Annotated in this window: 11 protein-coding genes; 5 read left to right on the top strand and 6 right to left on the bottom strand. The window is 49.9% G+C overall.

The features are described 5' to 3' along the window. Window positions 1–283 precede the first annotated feature (283 nt). The 4 genes from lpdA to pdhR all read right to left on the bottom strand — a co-directional run bounded on the left by lpdA (window position 284) and on the right by pdhR (window position 7395). The gene (gene lpdA / locus RS889_RS03650) at window positions 284–1708 is read right to left on the bottom strand and encodes a dihydrolipoyl dehydrogenase (protein ID WP_021017104.1); all 1425 of its coding nucleotides are present in this window, start codon (window positions 1706–1708) and stop codon (window positions 284–286) included. 231 nt (window positions 1709–1939) lie between these two features. Then, window positions 1940–3814, bottom strand: coding sequence for a pyruvate dehydrogenase complex dihydrolipoyllysine-residue acetyltransferase (aceF, locus tag RS889_RS03645; RefSeq protein ID WP_315709341.1), 1875 nt, complete (start codon window positions 3812–3814; stop codon window positions 1940–1942). A gap of 14 nt (window positions 3815–3828) precedes the next feature. Further along, on the bottom strand, window positions 3829–6492 hold the full coding sequence (gene aceE / locus RS889_RS03640; protein ID WP_315709340.1) for a pyruvate dehydrogenase (acetyl-transferring), homodimeric type: 2664 nt from the start codon (window positions 6490–6492) through the stop codon (window positions 3829–3831). A 138-nt stretch (window positions 6493–6630) separates the two neighbouring features. Continuing rightward, window positions 6631–7395 carry a pyruvate dehydrogenase complex transcriptional repressor PdhR gene (pdhR, locus tag RS889_RS03635; RefSeq protein ID WP_021017107.1) on the bottom strand — a complete coding sequence of 255 codons (765 nt, stop codon included), beginning with the start codon at window positions 7393–7395 and terminating at the stop codon, window positions 6631–6633. 646 nt (window positions 7396–8041) lie between these two features. On the opposite strand from pdhR, the gene RS889_RS03630 reads away from it, so the two are divergent. From RS889_RS03630 to RS889_RS03620, 3 genes are all read left to right on the top strand, one after another. After that, complete coding sequence (locus tag RS889_RS03630; protein WP_021017108.1) at window positions 8042–9397, top strand: amino acid permease; 1356 nt, start codon at window positions 8042–8044, stop codon at window positions 9395–9397. 214 nt (window positions 9398–9611) lie between these two features. Next, the gene (locus tag RS889_RS03625) at window positions 9612–11024 is read left to right on the top strand and encodes a glycoside-pentoside-hexuronide (GPH):cation symporter (RefSeq protein ID WP_021017110.1); all 1413 of its coding nucleotides are present in this window, start codon (window positions 9612–9614) and stop codon (window positions 11022–11024) included. Beyond that, complete coding sequence (locus tag RS889_RS03620; RefSeq protein WP_021017111.1) at window positions 11024–11974, top strand: glycoside hydrolase family 43 protein; 951 nt, start codon at window positions 11024–11026, stop codon at window positions 11972–11974. The genes RS889_RS03625 and RS889_RS03620 overlap by 1 nt, the downstream gene beginning before the upstream one ends. Here RS889_RS03620 and ampE read toward each other — a convergent pair whose 3' ends face one another. Both ampE and ampD read right to left on the bottom strand, forming a co-directional pair. Beyond that, window positions 11975–12829 (bottom strand): beta-lactamase regulator AmpE, encoded by an 855-nt coding sequence (gene ampE / locus RS889_RS03615; protein ID WP_021017112.1) that lies wholly within the window; start codon window positions 12827–12829, stop codon window positions 11975–11977. A 17-nt stretch (window positions 12830–12846) separates the two neighbouring features. Further along, window positions 12847–13398, bottom strand: a complete 552-nt coding sequence (gene ampD, locus RS889_RS03610) for a 1,6-anhydro-N-acetylmuramyl-L-alanine amidase AmpD (protein WP_021017113.1) — start codon at window positions 13396–13398, stop codon at window positions 12847–12849. Between the two features lie 368 nt (window positions 13399–13766). Between ampD and nadC the strand changes: the two genes are divergently transcribed. Together nadC and ppdD are read left to right on the top strand one after the other, a co-directional pair. Next, entirely contained in the window at window positions 13767–14657 is an 891-nt protein-coding gene (gene nadC / locus RS889_RS03605; protein ID WP_315709337.1) for a carboxylating nicotinate-nucleotide diphosphorylase, read from the top strand. Window positions 14658–14849: 192 nt separating this feature from the next. Next, entirely contained in the window at window positions 14850–15296 is a 447-nt protein-coding gene (gene ppdD, locus RS889_RS03600) for a prepilin peptidase-dependent pilin (protein WP_315710907.1), read from the top strand. The last annotated feature ends 2 nt before the right edge of the window (window positions 15297–15298 follow it).

Here is a 15298-nt window from a genome sequence, read left to right as displayed (position 1 = left end):
AGAGTTGATTGTAATTGACAGAAATAAGAACGGCGGAAGAGAAGTGAAATTCTGCGATATAGGTAGAAAAAATCCGGCAACATGTGCCGGATAGAATATGAAATGCTTAATGGAGCGTCCCAGCCTTCAGACAGCAGGTGACTAAAGATACGGGGAATGTCGATCGTTTAAATGCCCAGGTATTCGGGGGTAGCCCACAGGATGAGGTATCCCTTTTGGAACCTCCCCCATGGGCTTCTCCCTGAAATTCAGCCTAAGTGACCGGCATCAGGGATGGAAAAATTTATTTCTTTTTTGCTTTCGGATTCGGCAGGTCAGTAATGCTGCCTTCGAAAATCTCGGCCGCCAGACCAACAGATTCATGCAACGTCGGATGCGCATGAATAGTCAGTGCGATATCTTCCGCATCGCAACCCATCTCAATCGCCAGACCGATTTCACCCAACAGCTCACCACCGTTAGTACCGACAATCGCGCCACCAATAACACGATGGGTTTCCTTGTCGAAAATCAGTTTGGTCATACCATCTGCGCAGTCAGAGGCAATGGCACGCCCAGAGGCAGCCCATGGGAAAGTTGCGGTTTCGTAGCTGATGCCTTTCTCTTTGGCTTCTTTCTCGGTCAAGCCCACCCACGCCACTTCTGGTTCAGTGTAAGCAATGGACGGGATGACTTTCGGGTCGAAATAGTGTTTCTTGCCAGCGATAACTTCAGCTGCCACATGTCCCTCATGTACACCTTTATGCGCCAGCATAGGCTGACCTACGATGTCGCCAATAGCATAGATGTGAGGTACGTTGGTACGCATTTGTTTGTCGACATGAATGAAACCACGATCGTCGACTTCCACGCCAGCCTGACCTGCATCCAGCAGTTTACCATTTGGTACACGGCCAATCGCGACCAGCACTGCGTCATAACGCTGTGGTTCGGCAGGCGCTTTTTTGCCTTCCATTGTGACATAGATACCATCTTCTTTGGCTTCGACAGCGGTCACTTTGGTTTCCAACATCAGGGTGAATTTCTTGCTGATGCGTTTGGTAAACACTTTAACGACATCTTTATCCGCTGCCGGAATGACTTGATCCAACATTTCAACTACGTCGATCTGTGAACCAAGCGCGTGATAAACAGTACCCATTTCCAGACCGATGATACCGCCGCCCATGAGCAGCATGCGCCCTGGCACGGTTTTCAGCTCCAGCGCATCAGTAGAATCCCATATGCGTGGGTCTTCATGTGGAATGAATGGCAACTGAATCGGACGGGAACCTGCCGCGATAATGGCGTTATCGAAATTAACGGTAGTTTTGCCGTTTTCACCATCGACAACCAGCGTATTCGGGCCGGTAAATTTACCCAGACCGTTAATCACTTTAACTTTACGGCCTTTCGCCATACCAGCCAGACCACCCGTCAGCTGGTTGATGACTTTTTCTTTCCAGGTACGAATTTTGTCAATGTCAGTCTGCGGTTCACCAAACACAATGCCGTGTTCCGCCAGCGCTTTGGCTTCTTCAATGACTTTAGCTACGTGCAGTAATGCTTTCGAGGGGATACAACCTACATTCAGACACACACCACCCAGGGTGGCATAACGTTCTACCAGTACGGTGTCCAGACCTAAATCTGCGCAACGGAATGCTGCAGAATATCCTGCAGGACCCGCGCCAAGCACCACCACCTGAGCTTTAATTTCAGTACTCATCATGACCTCTTGTTTTGTTTGTCCGGCGGGTCAGACGTCATTTTTATGGCGAGTTAATTCAAGCACGCCCTTCATCCACCGGGACGCTTCCACCGCCAGCAGTTTACAGAATTGTTAATAATCTGCAAAGCATGTTCGGGTGAACAGTGTCTCAACCGCCGCAGGAGAGCATGTTCCGACCTGCGGCATTGACGTTAACAAAAAGGCTGGCCACAGAGCCAGCCTTTACCGTTACATCACCAGACGACGAATGTCTGCCATTATCATACTGATATATGCGGCGAAACGTGCACCTGCGGCACCATCAATGACACGATGGTCAAAAGACAGTGACAGCGGCAACATCAGACGCGGAGCAAACTCTTTGCCGTTCCAGACCGGCTTCATGGACGATTTTGACACGCCCAGAATAGCCACTTCCGGTGCATTGACGATCGGCGTAAACGCCGTTCCGCCGATGCCGCCAAGGCTGGAAATAGTAAAGCAGCCACCCTGCATATCAGATGCGGTCAGCTTACCATCGCGAGCTTTCTTGGAGATAACCGCCAGTTCGCGGGACAATTCAATGATGCCTTTGTTGTTAACATCACGGAATACCGGAACCACCAGACCATTCGGTGTATCAACCGCCACGCCGATATTGATATATTTCTTCAGTGTCAGCTTCTGACCATCTTCGGAAATAGAGCTGTTGAAGCGTGGGAATTCCTCCAACGCTTTAGCAGCGGCTTTCATCAGGAAGACCAGCGGCGTGATTTTCACGTCCAGTCTCTTCTTCTCGGCTTCCAGGTTCTGCTGTTTACGGAATACTTCCACTTCAGTGATATCAGCTTCATCGAACTGCGTAACATGCGGGATCATTACCCAGTTACGGCTCAGGTTGGCACCAGATATTTTCTGGATACGACCCAGTTCAACTTCCTCAATCTCACCAAACTTGCTGAAGTCCACTTTCGGCCACGGCAGCATACCGGGCAGACCGCCACCGGTAGCACCAGCGGCAGGAGCGGATTCAGCGCGTTTCACCGCGTCTTTCACATACGCCTGAACGTCTTCGCGCAGGATACGACCTTTACGGCCGGTCCCCTTCACTTTCGCCAGATTGACGCCAAATTCGCGCGCCAAACGACGGATAACCGGAGTGGCATGAATATAAGCGTCGTTTTCGGCAAACTCACTCTTGCTGTCCGCTTTGGCAACGGCGGGGGCAGCAACTTTCTCTGCTTTAGCCGCCGGTGCCTTATCTTCTTTCTTCGCCGCCGACGCAGCAGGAGCTGCACCTTCAACTTCAAAGATCATAATCAGCGAACCGGTTTTCACCTTATCGCCAGTACTGACCTTGATCTCTTTCACGATACCGGCAAACGGCGCCGGGACTTCCATAGAGGCTTTGTCACCTTCCACCGTAATCAGTGACTGTTCAGCGGCCACTTTGTCGCCCACTTTCACCATCACTTCGGTAACTTCAACTTCATCACCGCCGATATCAGGCACATTCACATCTTTTGCCGCGGGAACACTACTGACCACCGCCGGAGCAGTCTCAGCAGCGACGGGCGCCGTGCTACCCACTTCGAAAACCATAATCAGCGAGCCGGTTTTCACTTTGTCGCCAGTGCTTATCTTGATTTCTTTCACGATACCGGCAAACGGCGCCGGGACTTCCATAGAAGCTTTGTCGCCTTCTACGGTGATCAGAGACTGTTCCGCTTCAACCTTGTCACCCACCTTCACCATCACATCGGTAACTTCAACTTCATCCGAACCGATATCTGGTACTTCAACCTCTTTGGCGACACTGGCAGTCGCAGCAACCGGTGTAGCCGCTGCTTTATTCTCTTCGACTTTGGCGGGTGCAGCCGCAACGGCACTGTCAGCAGAATCAAAAATCATAATCAATTTACCGGTAGCAACCTTGTCACCCACCGCCACTTTGATCTCTTTAACCACGCCCGACTGAGGTGAAGGAACTTCCATAGAAGCCTTATCACCTTCTACCGTGATCAGCGACTGTTCTGCTTCAACTTTGTCGCCGACTTTCACCATCACTTCGGTGACTTCAACTTCATCTGCACCGATATCCGGTACGTTGATTTCGATAGCCATGTAATCTTTACCTCTTATGCCAGACGCGGGTTAACTTTTTCAGGATCAATGCTGAATTTCTTGATGGCTTCAGCCACTACAGAAGCGTCAACTTCACCGCGTTTAGCCAGTTCACCCAATGCTGCAACTACCACGTAGGAAGCGTCTACTTCGAAGTGGTGGCGCAGGTTCTCACGGCTGTCGGAACGACCAAAACCGTCAGTACCCAGTACGCGATAATCGCTGGCCGGGATGTAGGTACGTACCTGTTCTGCAAACAGTTTCATATAGTCGGTGGAAGCGACAGCGGGTGCATCGTTCATGACCTGGGCAATGAACGGTACGCGTGGGGTTTCCGTCGGATGCAACATGTTCCAGCGTTCACAATCTTGGCCATCACGGGCCAGTTCAGTAAAGGACGTAACACTATAAACATCAGAGCCGATACCGAAGTCGCTCGCCAGAATCTGAGCGGCATCACGCACATGACGCAGAATAGAACCTGAACCCAGCAACTGAACTTTACCTTTGCTGCCTTCAACCGTTTCCAGTTTATAAATACCCTTGCGGATACCCTCTTCCACACCTTGCGGCATGGCTGGCATGTGGTAGTTTTCGTTCAGTGTGGTGATGTAGTAATAGATATTTTCCTGCGCTTCACCGTACATGCGAACCAGACCATCATGCATGATCACCGCGACTTCATAGGCATAAGACGGATCATAGGAGATACAGTTTGGAATGGTCAGCGCCTGAATGTGGCTGTGACCATCTTCATGCTGCAGACCTTCACCATTCAGCGTCGTACGGCCAGAAGTACCGCCGATCAGGAAGCCACGAGCCTGTTGGTCGCCGGCGGCCCAGCACAGATCACCGATACGCTGGAATCCGAACATGGAATAGTAGATGTAGAACGGAATCATCGGTAGGTTGTTGGTGCTGTAAGACGTTGCCGCCGACAGCCAGGATGCGCCAGCACCCAGTTCATTGATGCCTTCCTGCAAAATCTGACCTTTCTGGTCTTCTTTGTAGTAGGCGACCTGCTCGCGGTCCTGCGGAGTATACTGCTGACCATTCGGGCTGTAGATACCGATTTGACGGAACAGACCTTCCATACCGAAAGTACGGGCTTCATCAGCGATAATCGGAACCAGACGATCTTTGATCGATTTGTTCTTCAGCATCACGTTCAGAGCACGAACAAAAGCGATAGTGGTAGAGATTTCTTTGGTCTGCTCTTCCAGCAGAGAACTGAAATCCTCCATCGTCGGCAATTCCAGTTTTTCGGTAAACTTAGTGTGACGAGTCGGTAAATAACCTTCCAGAGCCTGGCGGCGTTCGTGCAGATAGTTGTACTCTGCGGAATCTTTCTCGAAGGTCAGGAACGGCAGCTTTTCGATGTTTTCATCACTGACCGGCACATTGAAGCGGTCACGGAAATAGCGCACGCCGTCCATGTTAATCTTTTTAACCTGGTGGGCAATATTCTTGCCTTCAGCCGCATCACCCATACCGTAGCCTTTAATGGTATGTGCCAGAATAACGACCGGTTTATCTTTGGTTTCCTGCGCTTTCTTCAGAGCGGCATAGACTTTCTTCGGATCGTGACCACCACGGTTCAGCGCCCAAATCTGATCATCAGTCCAGTCTTTCACCAGTTCGGCGGTTTCCGGATATTTACCGAAGAAGTGCTCCCGCACATAAGCGCCATTCTTGGATTTAAAGGTCTGGTAATCACCATCAACGGTTTCATTCATCAGTTGGATCAGCTTACCGCTGGTATCTCTACGCAACAGTTCATCCCAACGGCCACCCCAGATAACCTTGATAACTTCCCAGCCGGCGCCACCGAAGATACCTTCCAGTTCATTAATGATCTTGCCATTACCCGTAACCGGTCCGTCCAGACGCTGCAAGTTACAGTTGATGAAGAACACCAAATTATCCAGTTTTTCACGGGTAGCGATGGTGATGGCGCCTTTGGATTCCGGCTCATCCATTTCACCATCGCCCAGAAACGCATAAACGGTTTGTTTAGATGTATCTTTCAGGCCACGATGTTCCAGATATTTCAGGAACTTAGCCTGGTAAATAGCCGCGATAGGCCCCAATCCCATGGATACGGTCGGGAACTGCCAGAAATTCGGCATCAATTTTGGATGTGGGTAAGAAGACAGGCCATTACCATGGACTTCCTGACGGAAGTTATTCATCTGATCTTCTGTCAGACGTCCTTCCAGGAAGGCACGGGCATAGATACCTGGAGAAATATGACCCTGGAAATACACCAGATCGCCACCGTCCTGCGCATTGTGGGCGCGGAAGAAGTGGTTAAAGCACACTTCGTAGAACGTGGCGGAAGACTGGAATGACGCCATGTGACCACCGAGCTCCAAATCTTTCTTCGAAGCATGCAGTACCGTCATGATCGCATTCCAGCGGATAGCAGAACGAATACGACGCTCCAGCTCAAGGTTGCCAGGATACTCCGGCTCATCGTCCACGCTGATGGTGTTCACATATTGGCTTACTGCACTACCGGCAGCCATTTTGACGCCACCTTTACGCGCTTCGGAAAGTACCTGATCAATCAGGAACTGAGCGCGTTCAACACCCTCTTCACGGATAACCGATTCGATCGCCTGTAGCCAGTCGCGTGTTTCGATCGGATCCACGTCATTATTCAAACGTTCTGACATGGTTTATTCCTTATCTGTTTCTAATCAGTTGAGTTATCTGGAGCCTGTCTTCTTACACTCTGAACCTACGATGGAAAAAAGCGCAGGAAGACAGGCCCTTCGTCTTGGTTATCGCATACAGAACCCCAAATAGGGCACTTAATCCTTGCGTTGCTGGAGCCGACGCAGTGATCGTTCGCGCCGACTATGTTCCCGGTTAAGATCCAGCAATATTTCCTCAATAAACGCCAGGTGACGGTGTGATGCTTCGCGCGCCTGTTCTGGCTCACGGGCAACAATCGCCTCATAAATTCTGGCGCGATGGCTGCTTACCTTCGCCAAAACTTCCCGGCTCAGATAAAGCAATTCAAAATTCTGCCGCACATTTTGTTCCAGCATCGGCCCCATACAGCGCAGCAGATGCAGCAGTACCACGTTGTGAGTGGCTTCGGTGACGGCGATCTGATAGTGCATAACGGCTTCTGATTCCGCCTCCAAATCACCGGCTTCCCGAGACTTTTCAATCAAGGCATGACAATCTCGGATACGCTGTAAATCCGACTCTGTGCCACGCAATGCAGCATAGTAAGCAGCAATGCCTTCAAGCGCATGACGAGTTTCGAGGAGATCGAATTGTGATTCGGGGTGATTGCTCAGTAATTCTGCCAGCGGATCGCTAACACTCTGCCAGAGATTGGTCTGCACGAAAGTGCCACCGCCTTGACGGCGTAAAAGCAGTCCTTTGGCTTCCAGACGCTGTATAGCTTCTCTCAAAGAAGGACGGGAGACATCGAACTGCTTAGCCAGCTCACGCTCCGGGGGAAGTTTCTCGCCGGGACGTAGGGTTCCTTCAAGGATCAGAAACTCCAGCTGTTGCTCAATCACATCTGACAATTTGGGTTGACGGATTTTGCTGTATGCCATGGTGAATTCTTCTCAGCGGAAAGCGCAGAGTAAATTGGTAATACCAATTCCAAAAAACGTGACGCTAAAGTAACAAAGTATTCACCTTCTGTCCATACAGTCGTTGCGCTAAATTACCAATCCTCTTAAATTTTAACAAATGCCTGAAATATATGCTGCAAAGGCCTAAGAGGTCAGTGGTATTACCATTGCTCCCATCCAACTATTTTAACTTTTTTGAAACCAATTTCAGGCAAAGCTGAACCGTTTAAATGACCAATTTTTGAATATTAATTTACTAAAATAGAATTTAAATTCATATTTGCCGTGGAAGGCTGTTCTGGCCTTGTGCAAGGCGCTTTAAATACATGTGTAATGTGTCGGATCAACGTGAAATCGGAAATCTACTGGTAGCGAGAAAGGATAAAAAACATCAAAGGGGTAGCTTTGTATCATTGCACTGCATTTCCCTCTCAATATCAGCAAGAAATCAGTGCAATCTTAATTGCTTATCACTATTCTCTGACGAACGGTAGATAGCTCGGCATTTTCATCCGATAGGCTCCCGTAAACATAAAATTACATAAACGTAAAAAGGCAAAAACACCGCGCTATCATGCTGGCGGTATTTCCTTGCCTTGGCTTACATCGGCAGAGGGTTAAAACAATGGAAGGTCAACAAGACGGAACGCTACAGCGTGGCTTAAAAAACCGTCATATACAGTTGATTGCCCTGGGTGGTGCAGTAGGTACGGGTCTGTTTCTCGGCATCGCACAGACAATAAAAATGGCGGGGCCGTCTGTCCTGCTGGGATATGCCATTGGCGGTATTATCGCTTTTTTCATCATGCGCCAACTGGGAGAAATGGTAGTAGAGGAACCTGTAGCAGGATCTTTCAGCCATTTTGCCTATAAATACTGGGGTAATTTTGCCGGGTTTGCTTCTGGTTGGAATTATTGGGTGTTGTATGTACTGGTCGCCATGGCGGAACTGACTGCAGTTGGCATTTACGTACAATACTGGTGGCCAGATATTCCGACCTGGGTTTCTGCCACCGTCTTCTTTTTGTTTATCAATGCCATCAACCTGGCCAATGTAAAAGTTTATGGCGAACTGGAATTCTGGTTTGCCATCATCAAGGTTGCAGCCATTGTCGGGATGATTGCCTTTGGCAGTTGGTTATTGATAAGCGGCCATGGTGGACCTGAAGCGACTATTACCAATCTATGGGCTCAGGGAGGATTTTTCCCGAATGGTATTAACGGGTTGGTCATGGCGATGGCCGTCATCATGTTCTCTTTTGGTGGCCTCGAACTGGTCGGTATTACCGCTGCAGAAGCGGATGACCCGGAAAAAAGCATTCCGCGCGCCACCAACCAGGTTATCTACCGTATCCTGATTTTCTACATTGGCTCCCTGACGGTATTGTTATCACTGTACCCTTGGGAAAAGGTGGTGGAAGGTGGTAGCCCTTTCGTTCTGATTTTCCATGCATTGAACAGTAATATAGTCGCAACGGTCTTAAACATTGTGGTATTAACCGCAGCGCTGTCGGTCTACAACAGCTGTGTATATTGTAATAGCCGTATGCTGTATGGCTTGGCGAAACAAGGTAACGGCCCACAAGTATTGCTGAAAATGGATAGCCGTGGTGTCCCCGTTGTCGCGATTGCTCTTTCAGCTCTGGCGACGGCAGCGTGTGTACTGATTAACTATCTGGTGCCCGGTAAAGCGTTTGAGCTGTTGATGGCGCTGGTGGTCTCCGCACTGGTGATCAACTGGGCGATGATCAGTCTGGCACATCTGAAATTCCGTGCGCAAAAAGAGCGCGAAGGAACAGAAACTAAATTCAAAGCGCTGTTATATCCATTTGGCAACTATCTGTGCCTGCTATTTCTGGCCGCTATTCTGGTGATTATGTACCTGACACCGGGTATTCGGATATCCGTACTACTGATTCCGGTCTGGATATTGATACTGGGCATTGGCTATTTTATTAAGGGCAAAGTGCAGAAAGCGTAATGATAAGGGGGACCATTAATGGCTCCCCCTACGATATTTCGAATACCACCCGTATTGATGATTTTCAATGTACGTATTGTTAACTCCATCACACCTCCCCATCTTCAGCCATTTTATCTATCTGTGTGGCGGTTTCCTGCTGCGCAGATGAAGACATAAGCATCAATAATGTTTTCCACTACACAGGATTATCATCCAGGGGTGGGAACAGACGATGAGCACTACAGCACTTTCAGTTAAAGAGAAGATTGGCTACGGCATGGGCGATGCGGGTTGCAATATGATCAACGGCGCCGTCATGTTATTCCTGAGTTACTTTTACACTGATATTTTCGGGCTGGCGCCGGCAATGGTCGGCATCCTGCTACTGTCGGTACGGGTAGTAGATGCCATCACCGATCCGATTATGGGCGCGATTGCCGACCGTACGCGTAGCCGTTGGGGACGTTTTAGACCATGGTTATTATGGGTTTCAGTCCCTTACGTCATATTCAGCGTGCTGATGTTTACCACGCCGGACTGGGGATATGAAAGTAAAGTGGTCTATGCCTTTGTCACCTACTTTCTGATGTCGCTTGCCTATACTGCGATTAACATTCCTTACTGTTCACTGGGCGGCGTTATCACCAACGATCCCGGCGAGCGCGTTTCCTGTCAGTCTTATCGTTTTGTGATGGTCGGCATTGCCACACTGATTCTGTCGCTATTGCTGTTGCCGCTGGCAGAATGGTTTGGCGGTGACAATAAAGCGCGCGGCTATCAGATGGCGATGGGCGTGCTGGCCACTATTGGTCTGTTTATGTTTCTGTTTAGTTTTGCCACGGTACGCGAACGTATTACACCGGCAGTACCGGGTAATGATGATATAAAGGCCGACTTAAAAGGCGCATGGAAAAACGATCAGTGGGTACGTATCCTGCTGCTGACCTTCTGCAACGTCTGCCCCGGCTTTATTCGCATGGCGGCCACCATGTATTACGTCATCTGGGTTATGCAGCAATCGACCAGCTTTGCCACTCTGTTTATCAGTCTTGGCGTAGTGGGCATGATGATCGGCAGTACGCTGGCGAAAACACTTACCGACCACTGGTGTAAACTGAAAGTATTTTTCTGGATCAATATCGTGCTGGCAGCTTTCTCCACCGGCTTCTACTTTCTCGACCCGCACGCCACGATATTAATTATGGTGATGTATTTCCTGCTAAATATCTTCCACCAAATTCCGTCGCCACTGCACTGGTCGCTAATGGCTGACGTTGATGACTATGGCGAATGGAAAACCGGCAAGCGTATTACCGGCATCAGCTTCTCCGGCAATCTGTTCTTCCTGAAGGTGGGACTGGCAGTGGCCGGCGCCATGGTAGGTTTTCTGCTGTCGTGGTACGGCTACGATGCCGGGGCAAAGCAGCAAAGTGCCTCAGCGATTAACGGTATTGTGCTGCTGTTTACCGTGATCCCAGGCGTCGGCTACCTGATAACCGCCGGAGTGGTTCGTTTACTGAAAGTGGATCGCCAGACGATGCAGACCATTCAGCTCGATCTTGCCAAACGACGCGAGAACCATCGGGAGCCAAGCGACTACCATGATGGTAAACATCTTGATGTAAAAACGAAAGGAGTGGCGTGATGAGTAACCAGAGCTGGCCTAATCCACTAATTGAACAGCGCGCTGATCCTTTTATTCTGCGCCACAACGATAACTACTACTTTACCGCCTCGGTACCCGAATACGATCGGCTGGAAATTCGCCGCGCCAGCACCCTGATCGGACTGCGCAATGCTACCCCGGTAGTGGTCTGGCGCAAACCGGACAGCGGCCCGATGAGCGAACTGATTTGGGCACCGGAGCTGCATATTATCGATGGTAGCTGGATAATCTATTTCGCCGCGGCACCGAGTAAAGCAATTAAAAACGGGCTATTTCAGCACCGCATGTTTGCACTTGAGTGTTATGACAGTGATCCGCTAAGCGGCTGTTGGTATGAGCGTGGGCAGATCCGTACCCCTATCGATAGCTTTGCCCTTGATGCCACCGTTTTTCAGCATCAGGGTAAAAACTGGTACTTATGGGCGCAGAAAGATCCGCTGATTCCCGGTAACTCCAATCTCTATTTAGCGGAACTGGAAAATCCCTGGACACTAAAAACCCCACCGGTAATGCTCAGCCACCCACAGTACCCGTGGGAGTGCGTCGGGTTCAGCGTTAACGAAGGTCCGGCAGTGATCCGCCACGGCGACAAACTGTTTGTCAGCTATTCCGCCAGCGCGACTGATGAAAACTACTGCATGGGATTATTGTGGATTGACGCCGACGCGGATCCCATGCGCCCAACCAACTGGTCAAAATCGGCGCATCCGGTATTTACCACACACTGGCTACATCAGCAGTATGGTCCGGGGCATAACAGCTTTACCACGGCAGAAAATGGTGAGGACGTGCTGGTTTATCATGCACGTAACTATACGGAAATTGAGGGCGACCCCTTGTGGGATCCGAACCGACATACGCGTATCAAAACCTTCAACTGGAGTGCCGATGGTATGCCAGATTTCGGCATACCGCCGGCGGAACAATGATTACACCAACGCACCGTAAATAGTCAGCAACGACACGACAACCACAATCGCCAGCGTCACTTTCTTCGCCAGAGTAACCGCCGCTTTTGGTGCTTCGACTTGATCAACATGAGGTTCTCGGGCCAGTGAGAACTGGGCCAACTGGGTTAATACCCAATATTGCGAGCTATGGAAATCCCCTAGCGCAGCAAACCATGCGGGTAATGCTTTTTCACCATGTCCGAGCAATGCATAAGCCACGCCAGCCAATCGGACCGGGATCCAATCGAGCCAGTGAAGCAGCGAATCCACGCCTGAACGGGCACGGTCCAGTGGCGTATGGTGCCGAGCCAGGCAAGCTTGTCTGGCTCGCAAAAAAGAGTATCCCACCAGCGCTACCGGTCCATATGGGCCCGCCACGATAAACCAGAATATTGGTGCCAGATAAAAGCGAAAATTAATCCACAGCAGCGCGTTTTGTAACTCCTTCAGCCGTTCATGCTCACCACTTTCCACCGGCAAGCCATGTATTAATGACAATTCCGCCTCCATCTCCCGGCAAGCATCGGCTTCACCGCGATCCGCAGCCTGCAGGTAACGATGATAATGCTGCCTTACTTCACCGGCGCCAATGCAAAGCAGACAAATCGCAATCCATAACAGAAGCAAAATCACACCAAACAAGAGTCCGCTGAAAAACCACAATACCAACGCCACTGCACCCATACTGAAACAGGTCAGCGTAATTGTCTGAAACAATGTGGGAGGTGAAAGGTGGCGGAACAACACTTCCAAATGATGATCCAACTGCCAGTGTTCACCTTGTTTAAACAAGCGCTCCCACCCTAACCCCAATAATAATGTAAACAGCGTCATCTGTTGTTACTCCCTTCTTAATCCAGGTGAGCCTGCCACAAATGCTGGAAAAAATCCCAGTCAAAGGCCGGGCCAGGATCGGTTTTGCGTCCGGGAGCAATATCACTGTGCCCGGTAATGCGTGATGGCGTAATCGGATAAGCGCGGCACAACAGGCGAGTCATTGTCGCCAATTGAGAATACTGTTCGGTGGTAAAAGGTAGCGTATCGGTTCCTTCCAGCTCAATACCGATGGAAAAATCATTACAACGCTCACGCCCTTCAAAGTGTGAAACACCCGCGTGCCAAGCCCGTTTATCAAACGACACATACTGAACAATGCTACCATCGCGGCGAATCAAACAATGGGCAGAGACGTGCAGATGACAAATATCCGCAAAATAGGGATGTGCAGCTGCATCCAGCGTGCCGGTAAATAATTGATCAATATAAGGGCCGCCAAACTCACCAGGCGGAAGACTAATATTATGTACCACCAGCAAGGAAGGTAGTTCATTCTCCGGCCGATCATCATGATAGGGAGACGGAACACGCGTGACCCCTGATAACCAGCCATTCTCCAATCTCATCAGCAGAACCCTTACATCAATGCACCACGAGAAGATCGATCTCGGTCTATTACACTGCCGCACGATCTCGGCAAAAAGAGTAGCACGTTTCCAGAAACCAGACTAACCGGCTGGATATAAAGCTATTATTGATTATCCTATCATTAAATTCGATTGTGATGCCCTATCCTTAACGGCTCCAGCAAACGGATGAGGTCATGTTTGATGGCTGACAACCCGCGCTTCGCATTATCCTTCATACTGGCGATATCTGCGTGAACCGCCCAGAATAACAAGTAACATTTTGAATTATAAAAACATTCAAATTGGATGTCATTGCATAAACAAGGTAGCATAAGCCTCCGGATCCCTCTCGGAGTTTTTATACGATGACTACTCGTCGTTATAGTCAGGAACAACGCCAGGCAATGTTGTTAAAACGCATTGAGAATGATATTCCGGTCTGCGTTCGTCTGGCGTTATGCGAAGATTTGGGTGGTGAGGTTGATGTACAACAAGATATCACTGCCCTACTACTGCCAGATGACAAATCAGCAACCGCCGTCATTATCACTCGTGAAGCCGGTATCTTCTGCGGGCAACACTGGTTGGAAGAAGTCTTCCACCAGCTTGGCGATCAGGTCAGTGTGGAATGGTATGTGAAAGATGGCTCACTGCTGACGGAAAATCAGCCACTGTGCCGCTTGCAAGGGCCGTCGCGTCAACTTTTAACTGGAGAACGTACCGCACTTAATTTTCTGCAGACACTGTCCGGCATCGCCACAGAAGTCAGCCGATATGTGAAGTTGCTGGCAGGAACTCACGCTCAGTTGCTGGATACCCGCAAAACGCTGCCCGGATTACGAACAGCATTGAAATATGCGGTTTTATGCGGCGGCGGCAGCAATCATCGCCTGGGATTATCTGATGCCTTCCTGATCAAGGAAAACCATATTATTGCCGCCGGATCTATCAGGCAGGCGGTAGAGCAGGCGTTCCAGCTACGCAGCGATGTCCCGGTTGAAGTGGAAGTGGAAACCCTCGATGAACTACAACAAGCACTGGATGCAGGTGCGGATATCGTGATGCTGGATAACTTCAGTCTGGAAAAAATCCGTGAGGCAGTACGGCTTGCTCAAGGGCGGGTTCTGCTGGAAGTTTCCGGTAATGTCACCTTGAAAACGTTACGGGACTATGCCGAAACCGGTGTCGATTACATCTCGGTTGGTGCGTTAACTAAACATGTCCATGCACTGGATCTCTCTATGCGTTTAAACTGAATCGAGCCCGGCATTGCCGGGTTTTTCCTACTGCCACACCAGACAAAACTGTAACCGACTACGCAAAAAAATCGTTATTCAACGTAATCCTCAAAAATTTCCCCGAGCACAGTTCCTGATCTGATTTCACCACATCGACGAAGTTACACCAGCAACGCTATCCTGCCGCCACCCGTCACAGCAAGGATTGATATCGTGAAACAGCATGGATTTACGCTAATCGAGCTGATGGTGGTCATTGTGATCATCGCCATACTCAGTTCTCTGGGCATTCCCGCTTATCAGGGCTATCTGCAAAAAGCCGCCATGACAGACATGCTCCAGACCATGGTTTCCTACAAAACCACCATCGATCTCTGTGGTCTGAGCAACGCTAGCTTTGCTACTTGTAACGCTGGCAGTCAGGGGATACCGACAGCGACAACCTCCCGCTACGTCAGTGCATCTACCGTCAGTCAAGGGACGATTTCCCTGACGGGGCAGTCAACACTGCAAGGATTACGCGTTGTAATGACGCCCAGTCTGGATGTGCAAACTGGTGCATCACATTGGACAAGGGACTGCCAGACTGATGCCGACGCGGAGAGCTTGCGCCAAGCCTGTCAGGATGTGTTCCGCTTTGATAATACGGCAGGCTGACC

Origin of the sequence: Brenneria uluponensis (assembly GCF_032395385.1) — a bacterium.
Lineage (GTDB): Bacteria > Pseudomonadota > Gammaproteobacteria > Enterobacterales > Enterobacteriaceae > Prodigiosinella > Prodigiosinella aquatilis.
This window is presented reverse-complemented; position numbering and strand designations above follow the sequence as displayed.

Excerpts from the sequence above, each read along its gene's own strand:
- RS889_RS03620 (WP_021017111.1), top strand. The coding sequence starts at position 11,024 with ATGAGTAACCAGAGCTGGCCTAATCCACTAATTGAACAGCGCGCTGAT.
- aceF (WP_315709341.1), bottom strand. The coding sequence starts at position 3,814 with ATGGCTATCGAAATCAACGTACCGGATATCGGTGCAGATGAAGTTGAA.
- aceE (WP_315709340.1), bottom strand. The coding sequence starts at position 6,492 with ATGTCAGAACGTTTGAATAATGACGTGGATCCGATCGAAACACGCGAC.
- nadC (WP_315709337.1), top strand. The coding sequence starts at position 13,767 with ATGACTACTCGTCGTTATAGTCAGGAACAACGCCAGGCAATGTTGTTA.
- ampD (WP_021017113.1), bottom strand. The coding sequence starts at position 13,398 with ATGAGATTGGAGAATGGCTGGTTATCAGGGGTCACGCGTGTTCCGTCT.
- pdhR (WP_021017107.1), bottom strand. The coding sequence starts at position 7,395 with ATGGCATACAGCAAAATCCGTCAACCCAAATTGTCAGATGTGATTGAG.
- RS889_RS03630 (WP_021017108.1), top strand. The coding sequence starts at position 8,042 with ATGGAAGGTCAACAAGACGGAACGCTACAGCGTGGCTTAAAAAACCGT.
- ampE (WP_021017112.1), bottom strand. The coding sequence starts at position 12,829 with ATGACGCTGTTTACATTATTATTGGGGTTAGGGTGGGAGCGCTTGTTT.
- lpdA (WP_021017104.1), bottom strand. The coding sequence starts at position 1,708 with ATGAGTACTGAAATTAAAGCTCAGGTGGTGGTGCTTGGCGCGGGTCCT.
- RS889_RS03625 (WP_021017110.1), top strand. The coding sequence starts at position 9,612 with ATGAGCACTACAGCACTTTCAGTTAAAGAGAAGATTGGCTACGGCATG.